A 16,860-nucleotide genomic window follows, 5' to 3' on the forward strand; every position below is an offset into this window, starting at 1 on the left:
AGCAGTTGCGTGATCGTTCGTGCTCACCTTGTCGGCGATATCGAGCGTATCTGGTTCGCATTTTGGTGACGGCTGCGTGAAGTGCCGCGTCGGCGTGGTATTTTCATCGCAGCAAGACCGAAATTCGCAATCAAATTGCTGCCGTCCGCGTTCGCGCGGGCTTTTTCTTTTGCGCTGCAGCAACCATCTGGGTGATGGTGGGTTTGTTCCGCGCCGACGTGACGATCCCGACGTGAAGATGTGACTGCCAAGGAGCTGCCGTTGTCCCTCGCTGAAAATGTTGAATATTTGCGACGGCTGCGCGAGCTGAACGGCATCACGGGATTCGATTTCCACCGTCAGCCACGTTCGGTGCCCGAGTGTCCGCTGATCGAGGTCGAGGGCTTCGGCGACAATCCCGGCCGCCTGAAGATGTTCGCCTATGTGCCGGCGCAGCGTCAGCCGCTGCTGCCGCTCGTCGTCGTGCTGCATGGCTGCTCGCAGGGCGCGGCCGACTACGACCTCGGCGCCGGCTGGTCGACGCTATCAAAGCATTTCGGCTTCGCGCTGCTGATGCCGGAGCAGCAGCGCATCAACAATCCGCAGCGCTGCTTCAACTGGTTTCAGTCCGAGGACATCACGCGCGGCCAGGGCGAGGTCGCCTCGATCCGCGAGATGATCGCGCGCATGGTCGCCGATTGCGCCATCGATCCCGGCCGCATCTTCGTCACCGGCCTGTCGGCCGGCGGCGCGATGACGATGGCGATGCTGTCGGCGCATCCGGAATTGTTCGCCGCCGGCGCCGTCATCGCCGGGCTGCCGTTCGGCGCCGCGCGCAACATGCGCGATGCGATCCTGCAGATGCGGATGCCGCCGGCGCGTCCCGCGGGCGAGCTCGGCGATCTTGTCCGCCGCGCCACGGACCATCGCGGCAGATGGCCAAAACTGTCGGTGTGGCACGGCACCGCCGACTACACCGTGCATCCGGACAATGCCGGCGAGATCGTCAAGCAGTGGCTCGACCTGCATCATTTGCCGCTGGCGCCGATGGCGGCGAACGAGGTCAACGGCTATCCGCATGAGCAGTGGTGGGATGCCGACGGCGTGACGGTGGTGGAATCCTTCACCATCACCAACATGGCCCATGGTACGCCGATCGGCGTCGCCGCCAACGACAAGCGCTATGGCAAGGCCGGTCCGTTCCTGCTCGAGGCCGGCATCTCCTCGTCGTATCAAATCGCAAAGTTCTTTGGCGTCACCGACTGGATCCGGCAGCCCAAGCCGGCGGTGACGTCGCCGAGCACGAAGCTCATTCCCGAGGTGTCGCCGATTGCAGCGCTGCCGACGCTGACGAAGCTGCTGCTCGGGCCGGGCGATGCGCCTTCCGACGCACCGGCCGAGGCGAAGGCGGCTGCGGTGGAGACGGTGCCGGCCAAGTCGCCCAAGCCTGCGCAGCCGAACAAGCCTGCGCAGCCACGGCCTGCGCGTGCCAAGCCGAACCGCTCCGCGGCGCGGCCGCCGAAGCGCAAGGCCGAGCCGGTGGCGAGCGTGCCGCTGCCGGCCGAGAGCAAGGCCGTGAGCGCAGCGCCGGCCGCTGCGCCAGCCGAGGTGAAGCCGCCGGTGGTGGCCAAGCCCGTGGCGACGAACGTCGCTGTCGCCCAGCCCGCTGTGGCCAAGGCTGTGGTGGCCAAGCCCGTGGTGGTCAAGCCCGCGGTGACCAAGGCCATCGACATGACCCCTGCCGATCCGCCGCCGGTCGCTGCGATGAAGGCCGCACCTTCTCCGATCGCGCCGCCGCCGGCCGCGAAGCGCCGCCGCGTCATCGACGTCGCCGCCGTCATCAACCGCGCGCTGAGGGCCGTGGGGCTGAAATAAGCTCACACGCGCGGGCGATTGTTTTGAGGCCGTCATTCGGGTTCAGCCCTGCGGGCTGCCCCGGAATGACGTGCCTGACGATCACGCCATGCCGGTGAGGAACGGGTTCGTCATCCGCTCCTGGCCGAAGCTCGAGCCGGCGCCGTGGCCGCAGATGAAACCGATGTCGTCGCCGAGCGGCAGCAGCTTGTCCTTGATCGAGCGCATCAGCGTCTCATGGCTGCCGCCGGGCAGATCGGTGCGGCCGACCGAGCCGTTGAACAGCACGTCGCCGACATGGGCGAAGCGCATCGCCTTGTTGAAGAACACGACGCTGCCGGGCGAATGTCCCGGGCAATGCAGGATGTCGAACACGAGCTCGCCGATCTCGACGGTGTCGCCGTCCTCCAGCCAGCGGTCCGGCGTGAAGTCACGCACGCCGGTCATGCCGAAGCGCGCGCCACTGGCGACGACGTTGTCGAGCAGGAACTTGTCGGCGATATCAGGGCCCTCGATCGGCACCTTCAACGCATCGCGCAGATCGGCCGCGCCGCCGACGTGATCGATATGGCCGTGCGTCAGCCAGATCTTCTCCACCGTGACCTTGGCCTGCGCGATCGCCGCCTGGATGTTCGGCACGTCGCCGCCGGGATCGATCACGACCGCCTTCCTGGTCGCCTCGCACCACAGGAGGGTGCAGTTCTGCTCGAACGGCGTCACGGGCACGATCATCGCGCCGGCCTTCGCCTTGCTCTGGTTTGGGTCGGTCATGGCGGCAGCATGCCGATTTTTCGCAGTGCGCCAAGCGAAAAGATCGCGATGCGGCGGCTTGAAGCCGCGGCTCTGGAGGTTGGCTTCTGAACCCGCCGCCGGTTCCTGCGTTGGGCCGCACGGTTCGAGCGCAAGGAAGCGAGATGACGGAGAGTGGCGCCTGGTGGCGCGAGGGGATTTTCTACCAGATCTATCCGCGCTCGTTCCAGGACAGCGACGGCGACGGGGTTGGCGACATCACCGGCATCATCCATCGGCTGCCCCATCTGATGACGCTCGGCGTCGACGCGATCTGGCTGTCGCCGATCTTCACTTCGCCGATGGCCGATTTCGGCTACGACATCGCCGACTACACCGGCATCGATCCGTTGTTCGGCACGATGGACGATTTCGACGCGCTGGTGAAGGCCGCGCACGACGGCGGGCTCAAGCTGATCCTCGACCTGGTGCCGAACCACACCTCCGATCAGCATTCGTGGTTTCTGCAGGCGCGGCAGTCGCGCGACGATCCGCATCGCGACTGGTACATCTGGCGCGATCCCGCTGCCGACGGCGGTCCGCCCAACAACTGGCTGTCGGAATTCGGCGGCAGCGCGTGGCAGTTCGATACAGAGACCGGGCAGTACTACTACCACGCTTTCCTGGCGCAGCAGCCGGACCTCAACTGGCGCAACCCGGCGGTGCGCGCAGCGATCTATAACGTGATGCGGTTCTGGCTGGGCAAGGGCGTCGACGGTTTTCGCGTCGACGTCATCTGGCATCTGATCAAGGACGCGGAGTTTCGCGACAACCCGGCCAATCCCGACTATCACGGCGAAAGGCCGCCGCATGAGCAGATCCTGTCGCGCTATTCCGCCGATCAGCCGGAGGTGCACGAGGTCGTCGCCGAGATGCGCGCCGTGGTCGACGAATTCGACGACCGCGTGCTGATCGGCGAGATCTATCTGCCGCTCGAGCGGCTCATGACCTATTACGGCAAGGACCTCGGCGGCGCGCACCTGCCGTTCAACTTCGCGCTGCTGTCGGCGCCCTGGCATGCGCGCGACATCGAGCGCATCGTCGCCGACTACGAGGCCGCGCTGCCGCCGGGCGCCTGGCCGAACTGGGTGCTCGGCAATCACGACCGCCCGCGCGTTGCGAGCCGTGTCGGAGCGGAGCAGGCGCGCGTCGCGGCGATGCTGCTGCTGACGCTGCGCGGCACGCCGACGCTGTATTATGGCGACGAGATCGGCATGCATCAGGTGCCGATCGCGCCAGCGCAGGTGCGCGATCCGTTCGAGAAGAATGTGCCCGGCATCGGCGTCGGCCGCGACGGCTGCCGCACGCCGATGCAATGGAGCGCGCTGGCGCAGGCGGGGTTCACGCAAGCCGTGCCCTGGCTGACGGTAGCGGACGACTACACCCATGAGAACGTCGTCAATCTCTCCGCTGACCTGCGCTCGATCCTCAACCTCTACCGCGCGCTGATCCGCCTGCGGAAGACGCATCGCGTGCTCGCTACCGGCAGCTACCGGCCGGTCGCGGCGCAAGGTGATCTCCTGCTCTATCGTCGCGAGGGCGACGGCGAGGTGCTCACGATTGCGCTGAACCTCGCCGACGAGCCGGTCTCGATCGCGACCGAGGGAAGCGGCCTCGCTGGCACGATCCTGCTCTCGACTTGGCTCGACCGCGACGGCGAGCGCATCGACGGCGCGCTGGACCTGCGGGGAAATGAGGGCGTGGTGATCGGACGGAGCGCGTAGCTGCTGCTCGTCGTTGCGCGACAGCGTCATCCCACACTCAGTGTCGTCCCGGGCTCGACCCGGGACCCATAATCCCGGGAGACGCTTGAGGCAGGCTGGCAACTCCGGATCGTCGCCACACGACGGCCTGTGGCTATTGGTCCCGGGTCAAACCCGGGACGACACTGAGTTTGAGGAGGCCGCGTCGCCGACTCATACGTTGTGTTGCGTGCCTTGCTGCGCTCACCGCCGCCGCGTCTTCTTTGCCTTCTTCCCCAAACTCTCCGTCTCGATGTCGCTCCGCCGCAGCAGATAGTCCAACCCGCCGACGCGGTACCAGCGGTAGCCGTAGGGCTCCAGCACCAGCGTGTGGCGGCCGCGGTCGTCGGCGTGGCTGTGATCCTCGGACAGTAGATTGATCAGCAGTTTTCCGGTGTCGTCCGGCAGGCTGGCATCGAAACTGATCTCGCGCGGCTTCTCATCGAGATTGTGCACGAACAGCACCGAGTTGTTGCGCCAGTCGTAGCGCATGATCAGCACGGCCGGGTCCTTCGTCGCGATGATTGTGTAATCGCCCCAGCCGATCTCCGGCACCTCCTTGCGCATGCGGACGATGCGCTCGGTCCAGTTCAGCATCGCGTTCGGATCGCGCCGCTGCCTGGCCGCGTTGACGTGCTCGTAGCCGTAGGGGCCGTGGTCGATCACCGGTGAAACGGATGTCTCGCACTTGGTGAAGCCGCCATGCGGCTCGGCCGACCATTGCATCGGCGTGCGCGCGCAATTGCGCTCGGGGAGCCTGAGATCATCGCCCATCGCGAGCTCGTCGCCGTAGCGGATCACGGGCGTGCCGGGCAGGGTGAACATCAGACTGTAGGCGAGCTCGATGCGGCGGCGGTCGCCGCCGAGCATCGGCGCCAGCCGGCGGCGGATGCCGCGGTCGTACAGCTGCATGCTCTTGTCCGGCCCGAACGCCGCGAACACGGCGTCGCGCTGCGGCTTGGTCAGGCGACCGAGATCGAGCTCGTCGTGATTGCGCAGGAACAGGCCCCATTGCGCCGAGGCCGGGCGTGGCTTGGTCGCCTCCAGCGCCTTGGCCAGCGGCCGGGTGTCTGAGGCGGCGAGCGCATAGAACAGGTGCTGGTTGACGTGGAAGTTGAACATCATGTGCATGCGGTCGCCGTCGTCGCCGAAATACTCCATGTCGGTTTCCGGCAAGACGTTGGCCTCGGCGAGGATGATCGCCTCGCCCTGGCGCCATTGCAGGAATTCTCTGAACATCCGCAGCATGTCGTACTGCTCGACCGGCTTCTTGGCGGCGGCGCCCTTGGTCGCGATCACGAACGGCACCGCGTCCATGCGGAAGCCGGAGACGCCGAGCTGGATCCAGAAACCCATGATCTTGAGAATCTCGGCCTGCACCTCGGCATTGGACGTGTTGAGATCGGGCTGGAAATCGTAGAAGCGGTGGAAGTAGAACGCACCCGACTGCTTGTCGCGCGTCCAGGTCGTTTTCTGGACGCCGGGAAACACCATGCCCTTGTCGGCATTAGCCGGCTTCTTGTCCGACCACACGTACCAGTCGCGATGGCGCGACGTCTTGGAGCTGCGTGCGTCGACGAACCACGGATGCTGGTCTGAGGTGTGGTTGACGACGAGGTCGATGATGACCCGGATGCCGCGCTGCTTGCAGCCGTGGGTGAACTGGACGAAATCGCCGAGCGTGCCGTAGCGCGGATCGACGTTGTAATAATCGGCGACGTCATAGCCATCGTCGCGTTGCGGCGAGGGCTGAAACGGCATCAGCCAGATCGCGGTGATGCCGAGCCCGTGCAGATAGTCGAGCCGTCGCGTCAGCCCCTTGAAGTCGCCGATGCCGTCGCCGTCGGCATCCATGTAGGTGCCGACCGACAGGCAGTAGAACACCGCGTTCTTGTACCAGAGATCGTCGATCATGAGCGGCGCGCCCCGTTGCGCCGCCCCGCTGGCGGCCGGTTGTTAAGCGGAAGGCCGGCTTCGGGTTCCGCTTCCCGGGCGACGAGCATGCTTGGGTGCGGGCCGGAATCGGCTATGCTCCGGCCATGGACTCATCTGCCGCCAGGATCAGCCTCGTTCCGGTCGACCGCCGCCAGTCGGAGACGGCGCTGGCGATCGCGCGCGGCACGTCGCGGCTGCTGCGCTCGCTCGGCTTTGCGACCATCCCCGAGCTGCCGCTGCCGTCGGGCCGCCGCGCCGATCTGGTGGCGCTGAACGAGCGCGGCGAGATCTGGATCGTCGAGATCAAATCGTCACTGGAGGATCTGCGCGCCGATCACAAATGGGAGGAGTACCGGGCGCATTGCGACCGGCTGTTCTTCGCCTTCACCCAGGATCTGCCGTGCGAGATCTTCCCCGAGGGCACCGGGCTGATCGTGGCGGACGCCTATGGCGCCCATCTGCATTGCGAGGCACCCGAGCACAAATTGCCGGCCCCGACCCGCAAGCTGATGACGGTCCGCTTCGCGCTCGCCGCCGCGCAGCGGATGAACCGGCTGATCGACCCGCAGGGCCACGCTGACTATTGATCCCGCCGCGCCGGCTGCAGGGCGCGATTGTGCCGCAGCATCAGCCGGAATTGGCACGTTGATAACGTCTTCAGAAATGCGTGGCGAGCAGATCGTAGGACCCTCTGGTGCCGCGGACATAGATTTTGGCGGCGGCGGCGCAGATGCGATCACGGTTGGAGTCGAACGTGGTCAGAAAACCCGATTCGTCGAGGCGGGTGTCGGGCTGAAGATGTTTCAGCGCACCTTCGTCGACGAAGAACGAAGCTTCCATCGCGCTGTCATAGCCCCAGAACCGAACGGCCCGTCGCGTGCGGTCATAGGAGCGGCTGTGGTTGGGAAACTCGATCATGTGTGTGGCCAATCGGTTTGGGATGGCACCGAGAATCATCTCGACAGCATCCGAGGATCGTCGCACGGCGATGGTCGCCGGCGACAGCGGCTCGTCGTCATAGTCGCCCATCTCGGGATCGGCTGAGGACGAGAACGCGACGACGCCTGCTTTGCTCGACGCCAGCCGTTCAGCGGTTCTGATCGCGCTTGCTTCCGTCTTGCAGGCGATCGGAGTGTCTGCCTTCGCGCGTCCTCCGCGGCCGGCGCTGAACGCCTGAACGACATAGATCGTCTCGCGCGCCATGGTCTGTCCTTTGAGCTATCGAGAAAGCCCGGCCGCCTGTTCACGAGATCGCGTGGCTTTGCAGGCGGGAGCACCGGCGAGAATGACGATGGCTCCTATCGCTTCTTCTTGTCGGTTGACAATTCTGGCTGCCATGCTCCGGCTTTTTGGCTCGGCGCCGCGGCGATGGTCTTCGGCTTTTCTTTCTTGGGCTTCTTTGCTTCGCGATTGCTTTTCTGTTGACCCTTGGCCATCTCGGTCTCCTCGATCCATGTTGGAGCTGGTTCAACGCGTCGGATGAAGGCGCTGCGTCATTGTTGGGAGCGGCGCGACTATCGGTCGGCCAAGTTCGTCGACAGCAGGCCCGGAGTGGTCTGTTTTACGAACGCAGTGCGTGCGACCACGAGCACGCGTCGGACAGTAGACTTCGGATCAGTGGACGTCGGCGATGACGGGTGAAAGACCCGCGTGCCTTCGACATCGAAGTATGCGTCGCATGCTGCGGCGATTGCGACGGGAATGCGCGAGCCCCCGTCAGCGAAGACCGCCGAACGACGGCGATAAGCTATCGTACACCCGAGCTCATGCAATAGCGAGCACCAAGGCCGCGTCCTGCGTGTTTTGCGACGAGGAGAAAGCGGTGGCTATTGCCCACGGCAAGGCGCATGCTCGTAGATGCTTCGAAGTTGCGTCGACGGAGCTTGTGAAAGGCAGGCGTCGATGAGCATCGGCTCGCAGCGCGACTTCGTCACCTTCGATCATCGGTGCCGCTTGGCGACCGTCGGGCGGCTCTTTCCGGTGGTCGTCACGGGGGATGAGACGACAGAAAAACTGTCCGCTGGTCCGGTCGTTCTTGCCGGCGCGCGGCGCGTCGATACGGGTGCACGAGATGTCTGACGAACCGCTCGATCTCGACAGCCGCCGCGGCATGAGCGAGCAGAAGGCCGTGGATCTGCGCCGGGCGCTCGCCGAGGCTGAAAGTCACGCGCAGGAGTTGCGCGAGCGGCAGGCCGCGCTCGAGCAGCATCTGCTCGCCAACGCGGCTGCGTCCTGGCCGGAAGCGGCCGCCAAGGCGCGCTACCTTCTCAACATCTATGCAGCGAGCCTCTCGGAACGGGATACGAAGCACCGTGAGCTGATCGCCGCCGTGCTGGCCGATTTTGCCCGCCTGAGCGGCGAAGGCTGACTGCAACGACGCGTCGTGACAACCCGGAACTCCGCCTGAGGCGGCGCCGTCGACCATCCCCGAGCTGCCGCTGCCGTCGGGCCTGTTCTTCGCCTTCACTCAGGATCTGCCGTGATCTGCCGTGCGAGATTTCCCTGAGAGCACCGGGCCTATCGTGGCGGCGCCTATGCCATAGGCACTAAATACCGGCGCTGGCCGCTGACCCTGGCCTTGATCCGGCCTTCGGGGTCCCGGTGTTGCTGTGAAGCGACTCTTTTCGCGATTCGGGGCTGGCGTCGCCGCGATGCCCGACAATTGCCCCGCATAAGGCGCAACAACGCGAAACGTTCTTAAGACTCCAACGATATCCAGCCCAGGGGTGCGGACAGGGACGACAGATGCGACGGGTAGTCTTGGCGCTGATACTGCTCTTCGCGACCGAAGTCCGCGCGGAGGAAATGGCGTTCTACGTCATCGGCGTGGGCGCCGACTCCTGCGAGAAGTTCATCGTCGCCGCCGAGGAGCAGCCGCCCGGCACCTACAAGGCGATCGGCAGCGCCGACGGCCCCTACGTCAACAGCATCTCGAAATATCAGCAATGGATGATGGGCTATGTCTCGGCCGTCAACGCCGCCCGCGGCGACGAGGGCATGCAGATCAAGCTCGATCTCACCGAGATGGACAGCTGGATGCGCAACTGGTGCAGCCGCAACCAGCGGCGCACGTTGTTCCACGCGCTGCAGGCTTTCGTGAAGTCGCATTGAGCCGGGCCACCGTGCCTAGCCCCAATCCTCGAATTCGTTGAGCGGGAAGCCGAGTGCTGCTTCGCACGCTCCAAGGAAGCGCTCAGAGACCTGCGGCTTGCTGAGCACAAGCTCTCCGTCGGTATCCCGCCTCAGCACGGGGTGACCCTGCCGAAATCGATGCTGATGGCAAAGCGGCGGCAGAGTCCACCGGCCTGTGCGATCTTGGCGCCCGTCATCCCGTCGATGATCTCCGCGGCATGGTCCTGCGGGCGGAATGCTTCGCCGCAGGTGGGGCAAATGCGACGAATGCGCGTGAACGACAGTCGCTCTCCGGAGCCTTCGTAGCGGAGATCGGTGCCGCAGCGACAGCGTCCATCGAGCTGCAAGGTGTCGCCTCCCGCGCCATACACGTCGGTGCCTGGATCCACGAAGTCATTTGATAGCTCAATGTTGATCGTATGAAATTCGACCGGCTCGTCTGCGATCGTCTCCATCGGATACAGGGCGTCGGGGTGACCCGCCCAGGAAATCATGGCATCCGGCTGGCTGAGTGCAGTCCAGGACAGTCCGGCTGGAGGGATCACGAACGGCAGCATTGGATCGGGACGCGCCCGGCGAGGGGCCGGGGAACGCCTGCCGAGGAGTCTCGCCCAGAACGATTGTGGGGGAGCAGGCAGAGGCTCCGGCTCGGGATCCGGCTCCTTCAGCGAGGGATCCGTCCAGAAGCTCGCGCCGGTCTGCGCCTTCGATGCCATCCAAGGCTTCGGGTTGGGCAACGCGCCCACGATGATGTAGCGCTGCTCCACCCAGGCCGCGATCAGCGCTGTGATCTGTTCCGGGCTGGGTCGGATCGTGTTGTCTCGCGGAATCAGACAATGCGAGTAGAGAACGCCCATTCACCAGCTCCGTGGTTCTCCTCAAGAGGTACCATGGGAGCTTTCACCTTGCAGCTGGCGAAGCTCAGTGCGGTGCAGGGCGTGAGATGTCAGGCATGGACGGGATCGTCCATGCCTGGGAAGCGAGCGGATCCCACGGAAAAAGGTTACTTCGGCGCGCGCTTGGCGAGGATGCGCTGCAGGGTGCGGCGGTGCATATTGAGGCGGCGCGCCGTCTCCGAGACGTTGCGGTTGCACATCTCGTAGATGCGCTGGATGTGCTCCCAGCGGACGCGATCGGCCGACATCGGGTTTGACGGCAGCTCGGACTTCTCGCTGACGGTCGACAGCAGCGCGGCGACGACGTCGTCGGCATCGGCAGGTTTCGCGAGGTAGTCCACGGCACCCATCTTCACGGCGGTGACGGCGGTGGCGATGTTGCCGTAGCCGGTCAGCACGATGGCCCGCGCCTCGGGGCGCTTGCGCTTCAACGCCGATACGACGTCGAGGCCATTGCCGTCGCCGAGCCTGAGGTCGACGACCGCGAAGGCCGGCGCGGACTTGCCGATCTGGGAGATGCCCTCGGCCACGCTCTCGCACGACGTCACGGTGAAGCCGCGTGTCTCCATGGCGCGAGACAGCCGCTCCAGGAACGGCTTGTCGTCCTCGACGATGAGAAGCGAGCGGTCCGGATGGTTCGTCAGTTCGGCGATGGCACCCACGGTCATATCCTTGAGAAGAAGGCTCGAAGTTACGAGACGATCTGTCATGAGAGACATATGGTCTTCGCATGGCTTGCTGCCAAGATCGCGGGTTGCCGCAGTCTGCGGCGTGACGCCGCGCCGGCCCGGTATACCAGTAGCCGGCAAACCGGCTAGTCCGGTTCCGCCGTGTCGCCGTCCTCGCCGGCTTCGAACCGCCGGCGTGGCCAGGCAATCTGGACCACGGCGCCGTGGTCGGGAAAGGTGCGGTTGGTAAACGACACCTTGGCGCCGGTCCGTTCCAGCAAGGTCCGGGCGATGAACACGCCGAGCCCGAGCCCGCCGCCCTGGTTGCCGGCTTGGTTGCCGCCTTGGGCATCCTCGGCACTGCGCCGGCGCGACAGATAGGGCTGGCCGATCCGCTTGAGGATCTCCGGGGCGAAGCCGGGTCCATCGTCCGAGACCACGAGCTCGACGGTCTCGTTGTTCCACCAGGCGTTCACCTCGACGGTATTGCGCGCGAAGTCGACGGCATTCTCCAGGATGTTGCCGACCCCGTAGAGGATCGCCGGATTGCGGCTGCCGACCGGTTCCTTGGTGGCGGTCACGGCGACCCGCACCTTGATGTCGACGCCGAAGTCGCGATGCGGCGCGACCGTCTCCTCGATCAGCGTCGACAGCTTCATGCGGTCGAACATCGAGCCGGTGGACGACAGCTGGGTGATCTTGCCGAGGATGTCGCGGCAGCGCTGGGCCTGCTCGCGCAGCGTCTTGATGTCGGAGGTGACCTGGCCGTTGTCCTGCAGCGCGCGCTCCAGCTCGCGCGAGATCAGCACGATGGTCGCGAGCGGCGTGCCGAGCTCGTGGGCGGCGGCGGCGGCGAGGCCGTCGAGCTGGGTCAGGTGCTGCTCGCGCGCCAGCACCAGTTCGGTGGCCGCAAGCGCGTCCGCCAGCTTGCGCGCCTCTTCGGTGACCTGGAAGGCATAGAGGCTGGTGACGCCGATCGCGAGCGCGATCGAGAGCCAGACGCCGAACAGATACACCGGCGGGAAGATCAGCGGCTCTTCGCCCTCCCATGGCAGCGGCAGATGCATGAAGAACAGGGCCGTGGCGCAGGCGACCGCGAGCAGCCCGAGCATGATCGTGAGGCGTACGGGCAGAGCGGTCGCCGCGATCAGCACCGGCGCCAGGAACATGTAGGAGAACGGGTTCTCCAGCCCGCCGGTGAGATAGAGCAGCACCGTCAGCTCGACGATGTTGAGTGCGAGCAGGCCGCCGGCATGGGCCGGCTCGAGCAGCTGCATTGGGTTAAAGGCGATCTGCAGGGCGAGATTGAGCAGCGCCGACACGCTGATCACGGCGAGGCAGGGGACCACAGGCAGGTCGAATTCCAGCCCCTGCACGACGATGAAGATGGCGCTGAGCTGCCCCAGCGCCGCCAGCCACCGCAGCCGCAGGATGGTGTCGAGCCGGACGCGCTGGCGCGGGTGGCGATAGTCGGTGTCGGGCGTGTCGATGATCAGGGCGTCGGTCATGGCAGGAACTTAATGCCGCGGCAACGCGGCGACAAATCGGACCCGTCGTTGGTGGCCTGTTGCGATTTGTGGCACAATGCCTCAATGAACTCCCGACATGATGCAAGATGACGCAGCGCAGGCTCCATCGTCCGCTTCCGGTTCAGGCTCGCCTGCGATCGCCGTGGCGCGGCTGACCAAGATCTACAAGACGGCGACGGCCGTCGACGGCATTTCCTTCACGATCCGGCGCGGCAGCATCACCGGGCTGCTGGGCGGCAACGGCGCCGGCAAGACCACGACCATCGCCATGATCATGGGGCTGGTGCAGCCGACATCCGGCAGCGTCGAGGTGCTCGGCCACAAGATGCCCGACGAGAGCGCCGCCGTGCTCGGGCGGATGAACTTCGAGAGCCCCTATGTCGACATGCCGATGCGGCTCACGGTGCGGCAGAACCTCACCATCTTCGGCCGGCTCTATGCGGTCGACCATCTCAAGCAGCGGATCGCCGAGCTCGCCGACCAGCTCGACCTCACGGACTTCATCGACCGCGCCAGCGGCAAGCTCTCGGCGGGCCAGAAGACGCGCGTGGCACTGGCCAAGGCGCTGATCAACGATCCCGAACTGCTGCTGCTCGACGAGCCGACCGCCTCGCTCGATCCCGACACCGCGGACTGGGTGCGCGGCCATCTCGAGCGCTACCGACAGCGCCGCGGCGCGACCATCCTGCTCGCTTCGCACAACATGCTGGAGGTCGAGCGACTCTGCGACCGGGTCATCATCATGAAGCGCGGCCGCATCGAGGACGACGACAGCCCGGCCCAGATCATGGCGCGCTACAATCGCGCGACCCTGGAGGAGGTGTTCCTCGACGTCGCCCGCGGCCGCGACCGGGAGGCCGCGCAATGAACGACGTGTCTTTGCGCATCGCGCCGCACCGGGTCGGCGCGATGATCCTGCGCTACTGGTATCTGCTGCTGTCGTCGTGGCCGCGGCTCTTGGAGCTGATGTACTGGCCGACCCTGCAGATCATCACCTGGGGCTTCCTGCAGACCTACATCACGGCGAATGCCGGGTTCTTCGCCCGCGCCGGCGGCACGCTGATCGGCGCCGTGATCCTGTGGGACATCCTGTTCCGCGGCCAGCTCGGCTTCTCGATCTCCTTCCTGGAGGAGATGTGGGCGCGCAACATCGGCAACCTGATGATGAGCCCGCTGACCCCGATCGAATTCCTGCTGGCGCTGATGACGATGAGCCTGATCCGGCTGGCCATCGGCATCATCCCGATGACGCTGATCGCGGTGTGGTTCTTCGATTTCAACTTCTACAGTCTCGGCCTGCCGCTGGTCGCCTTCTTCTGCAACCTGATCTTCACCTCCTGGGCGGTCGGGATCTTCGTGTCCGGCCTGGTGCTGCGCAACGGGCTCGGCGCCGAGAGCATCGTCTGGACCCTGATGTTCGCGCTGATGCCGCTCGCCTGCGTGTATTATCCGGTGCAGGTGCTGCCGCATTGGCTGCAGCTGGTCGCCTGGTCGCTGCCGCCGACCTACGTGTTCGAGGGCATGCGCGCGCTGCTGACCGACCACGTCTTCCGTTCGGACCTGATGCTGACGTCGCTCGGGCTCAATGCTGCCCTGCTGCTGGCGTCGTTTGCAGCATTCGTTGCCCTGTTGCGCAGCGCGCGTCGCGCCGGATCACTGCTATCCTCGGGCGAATAATTGCTTTTTCCCGTGGATTTCCGGGCTCTTTTCGCCTCTTTCAGGCACGAACTCGTAACACAGCGCATTGACGCTTAATTACGCATTCGGCAGTATGCTGCGCTGCAGAGAGGTAGAACAAGAATGCCGATAGGTGAGTTTGGCGGCGCACCGCCACTGGCGTCAGAAGGCAGTCCGATCCTGACGACGCCGATGTACTGGATGTACGAGATGGCGCACGCCTCGCTCAATCCTGCGCGGGCCGTCACCGACGCCACCAAGATCCTGTTTCAGAACCCGCTCAATCCCTGGGCCCACACCGAGATGGGCAAGTCGATCGCGGCGGCCTGCGAGCTGTTCGAGCGCACCACGCGCCGCTACGGCAAGCCCGAATGGGGCCTCGACGAAACCGAGGTCAACGGCATCAGGACGCCGGTCGAGGTCCGCTCGATCTGGGAAAAGCCGTTCTGCCGGCTGCTCTATTTCGATCGCAAGCTGAGCCGTCCCCTCCGCGCCCCGCAGCCCCGGCTGTTGATCGTGGCGCCGATGTCCGGCCATTACGCGACCCTGCTGCGCGGCACGGTCGAGGCGTTCCTGCCGACCCACGAGGTCTACATCACCGATTGGGCCGATGCCCGGATGGTGCCGCTGGCCGAAGGGCGTTTCGATCTCGACGACTATATCGACTACGTCATCGAGATGCTGCGCTTCCTCGGCACCAACATGCATGTCATGGCGGTGTGCCAGCCGGCCGTGCCGGTGCTGGCGGCGGTCTCGGTCATGGAGGCCGAACGCGACCCGTTCGCACCAATCTCGATGACCCTGATGGGCGGCCCGATCGATACGCGGCGCAATCCGACCGGCGTCAACAATCTCGCCCAGGAGCGCGGCATCGACTGGTTCCGCAACCACGTCATCACCAAGGTGCCGTTCCCGCACCCCGGCGTCATGCGCGACGTCTATCCGGGCTTCCTGCAGCTGAACGGCTTCATCAGTATGAACCTCGACCGCCATGTCGACGCCCACAAGGAGCTGTTCGCCAACCTGGTGAAGGGCGACGGCGACCAGGTCGACAAGCATCGCGACTTCTACGACGAGTATCTGGCCGTCATGGACCTGGCTGCGGAGTACTATCTGCAGACCGTGGAGACGGTGTTCATCCGTCACGCGCTGCCGAAGGGCGAGATGACCCATCGCGGCGCGCTGGTCGACCCGTCGAAGATCACGCGCGTCGCGCTGATGACTGTCGAAGGTGAGAAGGACGACATCTCCGGCATCGGTCAGACCGAAGCGACGCATGGACTCTGCTCGTCGATCCCCGATCATCGCCGCGTGCACTACGTGCAACCGGGCGTCGGGCATTACGGCGTGTTCAATGGATCGCGATTCAAGTCGGAGATCGTGCCGCGCATCTGCGATTTCATGTTGTCCGCAGCGGATCCCAAGTCGCTCATCACCATTGCGGCTGAATGAGCACCAACGAGCGTTCTCGCGCATCCGAATCCGGCTGCGCGTTAACTCTTTGAAGAGACATTGAAAACCGGGAAATCCGGGTCGCTTAAGCAGTGAATGTGGCCTCACTGCTTGAGCGATGCTTTTGAATCTGGATTCGGCAGTTCGGCGGCGGGCGAGCCCCAAACTGTAGGGTGCGGAACCCTCCGAGCCCCTGTATGTTGGGCAAATGATTTGTTTTTGCGCCGAGCGCTTTCCCTGGCGGTGGATATGGCAAAATCCGGGCGAGTTCTTACCCCCCGGACTGACAGAAATGGCCACTCGCGCGCTACTCTATCGGCGGCCCGCCGAACCTTCGCGTCTTCTCGTCAAGCACGGCTCGCAAATCTACTCGATTAGATTGCGGCGTCACCGTCGTGCGCGACGTTATACCCTGAGAATTCATCCGTCGGATCGCGAAGCGATCCTGACGATGCCTCCCCGCGGCACGATCATCGAAGCCAAGGACTTCGCGCAGCGTCATGGCGCGTGGATCGCGGCGCGTCTCGGCCGTTTGCCGAAGGCGGCGCCGTTCCTGCCGGGCATCGTGGTGCCGTTGCGAGGCGTTCCCCATAAGATCGTGCATCGCGCCGGTGAGCGCGGCACGGTCTGGACCGAGACGCGCGACAGTGGCGAGAAGATCCTGTGCGTGGCCGGCGGCATCGAGCACACCGAGCGCCGCGTGCTCGACTTCCTCAAGCGCGAGGCCAGGCGCGACCTGCAGAAGGCCTCTGATTCCTATGCCGAGCAGCTCGGCGTCAAGGTCAAGCGGCTGTCGATCCGAGACCAGTCCAGCCGCTGGGGCTCGTGCACCTCGGCCGGTTCGCTGTCGTTCTCGTGGCGACTGATCCTGGCGCCGCCCTTCGTGCTCGACTATCTCGCCGCGCACGAGGTGGCTCATCTCATCGAGATGAACCACTCGCCACGGTTCTGGAAGGTGTGCGGCAAGGTCTGCTCCTCGGTGGAACGCGCCAAGAAGTGGCTCGACACCTGCGGCAACGACCTGCATCGCTACGGCGTCGAAGACTGAGGCACACGACCTCGGCACGACATGGCCCGGCCCTTGCGGACCGGGCCATTTTGTATCCGCAGCAGGGAACTGCAATGCGGGCGATCTCCGCGGGACGACTATCAATTCCTTAAGCCTTCCCGCGTGCAGGTCGCGCCATCGCGCCGTTTGCAGCGGGGC

17 protein-coding genes are annotated in these 16,860 nt (G+C 65.1%); 10 read left to right on the forward strand and 7 right to left on the reverse strand.

The annotated features are described in order from the left end of the window. The first annotated feature begins 261 nt into the window (after nucleotides 1-261). Nucleotides 262-1,854: an extracellular catalytic domain type 1 short-chain-length polyhydroxyalkanoate depolymerase gene (locus ACQR1I_RS00255; RefSeq protein ID WP_434865192.1), complete on the forward strand. Its 1,593-nt coding sequence runs from the start codon at nucleotides 262-264 to the stop codon at nucleotides 1,852-1,854. A gap of 81 nt (nucleotides 1,855-1,935) precedes the next feature. Here ACQR1I_RS00255 and ACQR1I_RS00260 read toward each other — a convergent pair whose 3' ends face one another. Then, complete coding sequence (locus ACQR1I_RS00260; RefSeq protein WP_434865193.1) at nucleotides 1,936-2,604, reverse strand: MBL fold metallo-hydrolase; 669 nt, start codon at nucleotides 2,602-2,604, stop codon at nucleotides 1,936-1,938. Between the two features lie 143 nt (nucleotides 2,605-2,747). Here ACQR1I_RS00260 and ACQR1I_RS00265 point away from each other — a divergent pair, with 143 nt between their 5' ends. Continuing rightward, on the forward strand, nucleotides 2,748-4,346 hold the full coding sequence (locus tag ACQR1I_RS00265) for an alpha-amylase family glycosyl hydrolase (protein WP_434888695.1): 1,599 nt from the start codon (nucleotides 2,748-2,750) through the stop codon (nucleotides 4,344-4,346). A gap of 222 nt (nucleotides 4,347-4,568) precedes the next feature. On the opposite strand, the gene ACQR1I_RS00270 is transcribed toward ACQR1I_RS00265, so the two are convergent. Then, nucleotides 4,569-6,278: an alpha-amylase family protein gene (locus ACQR1I_RS00270; RefSeq protein ID WP_434865195.1), complete on the reverse strand. Its 1,710-nt coding sequence runs from the start codon at nucleotides 6,276-6,278 to the stop codon at nucleotides 4,569-4,571. A 125-nt stretch (nucleotides 6,279-6,403) separates the two neighbouring features. On the opposite strand from ACQR1I_RS00270, the gene ACQR1I_RS00275 reads away from it, so the two are divergent. Continuing rightward, the gene (locus ACQR1I_RS00275) at nucleotides 6,404-6,886 is read left to right on the forward strand and encodes an MmcB family DNA repair protein (protein ID WP_434865196.1); all 483 of its coding nucleotides are present in this window, start codon (nucleotides 6,404-6,406) and stop codon (nucleotides 6,884-6,886) included. A 70-nt stretch (nucleotides 6,887-6,956) separates the two neighbouring features. Here ACQR1I_RS00275 and ACQR1I_RS00280 read toward each other — a convergent pair whose 3' ends face one another. Both ACQR1I_RS00280 and ACQR1I_RS00285 read right to left on the reverse strand, forming a co-directional pair. Then, a complete protein-coding gene (locus ACQR1I_RS00280; RefSeq protein ID WP_434865197.1) occupies nucleotides 6,957-7,502 on the reverse strand; it encodes a DUF1488 domain-containing protein in 546 nt (181 codons plus the stop codon). Between the two features lie 95 nt (nucleotides 7,503-7,597). After that, nucleotides 7,598-7,735: a hypothetical protein gene (locus ACQR1I_RS00285; protein WP_434865198.1), complete on the reverse strand. Its 138-nt coding sequence runs from the start codon at nucleotides 7,733-7,735 to the stop codon at nucleotides 7,598-7,600. Nucleotides 7,736-8,201: 466 nt separating this feature from the next. Here ACQR1I_RS00285 and ACQR1I_RS00290 point away from each other — a divergent pair, with 466 nt between their 5' ends. From ACQR1I_RS00290 to ACQR1I_RS00300, 3 genes are all read left to right on the forward strand, one after another. Further along, nucleotides 8,202-8,378 carry a hypothetical protein gene (locus tag ACQR1I_RS00290; RefSeq protein WP_434865199.1) on the forward strand — a complete coding sequence of 59 codons (177 nt, stop codon included), beginning with the start codon at nucleotides 8,202-8,204 and terminating at the stop codon, nucleotides 8,376-8,378. Beyond that, nucleotides 8,371-8,667, forward strand: a complete 297-nt coding sequence (locus ACQR1I_RS00295; RefSeq protein WP_434865200.1) for a hypothetical protein — start codon at nucleotides 8,371-8,373, stop codon at nucleotides 8,665-8,667. The genes ACQR1I_RS00290 and ACQR1I_RS00295 overlap by 8 nt, the downstream gene beginning before the upstream one ends. 377 nt (nucleotides 8,668-9,044) lie before the next feature. Beyond that, entirely contained in the window at nucleotides 9,045-9,410 is a 366-nt protein-coding gene (locus tag ACQR1I_RS00300; RefSeq protein ID WP_434865201.1) for a hypothetical protein, read from the forward strand. Nucleotides 9,411-9,541: 131 nt separating this feature from the next. Here ACQR1I_RS00300 and ACQR1I_RS00305 read toward each other — a convergent pair whose 3' ends face one another. From ACQR1I_RS00305 to ACQR1I_RS00315, 3 genes are all read right to left on the reverse strand, one after another. Next, on the reverse strand, nucleotides 9,542-10,288 hold the full coding sequence (locus ACQR1I_RS00305; RefSeq protein WP_434865202.1) for a hypothetical protein: 747 nt from the start codon (nucleotides 10,286-10,288) through the stop codon (nucleotides 9,542-9,544). A 146-nt stretch (nucleotides 10,289-10,434) separates the two neighbouring features. Continuing rightward, a complete protein-coding gene (locus ACQR1I_RS00310; protein ID WP_434865203.1) occupies nucleotides 10,435-10,989 on the reverse strand; it encodes an ActR/PrrA/RegA family redox response regulator transcription factor in 555 nt (184 codons plus the stop codon). Nucleotides 10,990-11,141: 152 nt separating this feature from the next. After that, nucleotides 11,142-12,503, reverse strand: coding sequence for an ActS/PrrB/RegB family redox-sensitive histidine kinase (locus tag ACQR1I_RS00315; protein ID WP_434865204.1), 1,362 nt, complete (start codon nucleotides 12,501-12,503; stop codon nucleotides 11,142-11,144). Nucleotides 12,504-12,600: 97 nt separating this feature from the next. Here ACQR1I_RS00315 and ACQR1I_RS00320 point away from each other — a divergent pair, with 97 nt between their 5' ends. The 4 genes from ACQR1I_RS00320 (at nucleotide 12,601) to ACQR1I_RS00335 (ending at nucleotide 16,701) form a co-directional block, all read left to right on the forward strand. Then, nucleotides 12,601-13,392 carry an ABC transporter ATP-binding protein gene (locus tag ACQR1I_RS00320; protein WP_434865205.1) on the forward strand — a complete coding sequence of 264 codons (792 nt, stop codon included), beginning with the start codon at nucleotides 12,601-12,603 and terminating at the stop codon, nucleotides 13,390-13,392. Further along, nucleotides 13,389-14,201 (forward strand): ABC transporter permease, encoded by an 813-nt coding sequence (locus ACQR1I_RS00325; RefSeq protein WP_434865206.1) that lies wholly within the window; start codon nucleotides 13,389-13,391, stop codon nucleotides 14,199-14,201. The genes ACQR1I_RS00320 and ACQR1I_RS00325 overlap by 4 nt, the downstream gene beginning before the upstream one ends. A 123-nt stretch (nucleotides 14,202-14,324) precedes the next feature. After that, nucleotides 14,325-15,653: a polyhydroxyalkanoate depolymerase gene (locus ACQR1I_RS00330; protein WP_434865207.1), complete on the forward strand. Its 1,329-nt coding sequence runs from the start codon at nucleotides 14,325-14,327 to the stop codon at nucleotides 15,651-15,653. 208 nt (nucleotides 15,654-15,861) lie between these two features. Continuing rightward, a complete protein-coding gene (locus ACQR1I_RS00335) occupies nucleotides 15,862-16,701 on the forward strand; it encodes a M48 family metallopeptidase (protein ID WP_434865208.1) in 840 nt (279 codons plus the stop codon). The last annotated feature ends 159 nt before the right edge of the window (nucleotides 16,702-16,860 follow it).

The organism is Bradyrhizobium sp. HKCCYLS2038 (assembly GCF_051167655.1).
Taxonomy (GTDB): Bacteria; Pseudomonadota; Alphaproteobacteria; order Rhizobiales; family Xanthobacteraceae; genus Bradyrhizobium.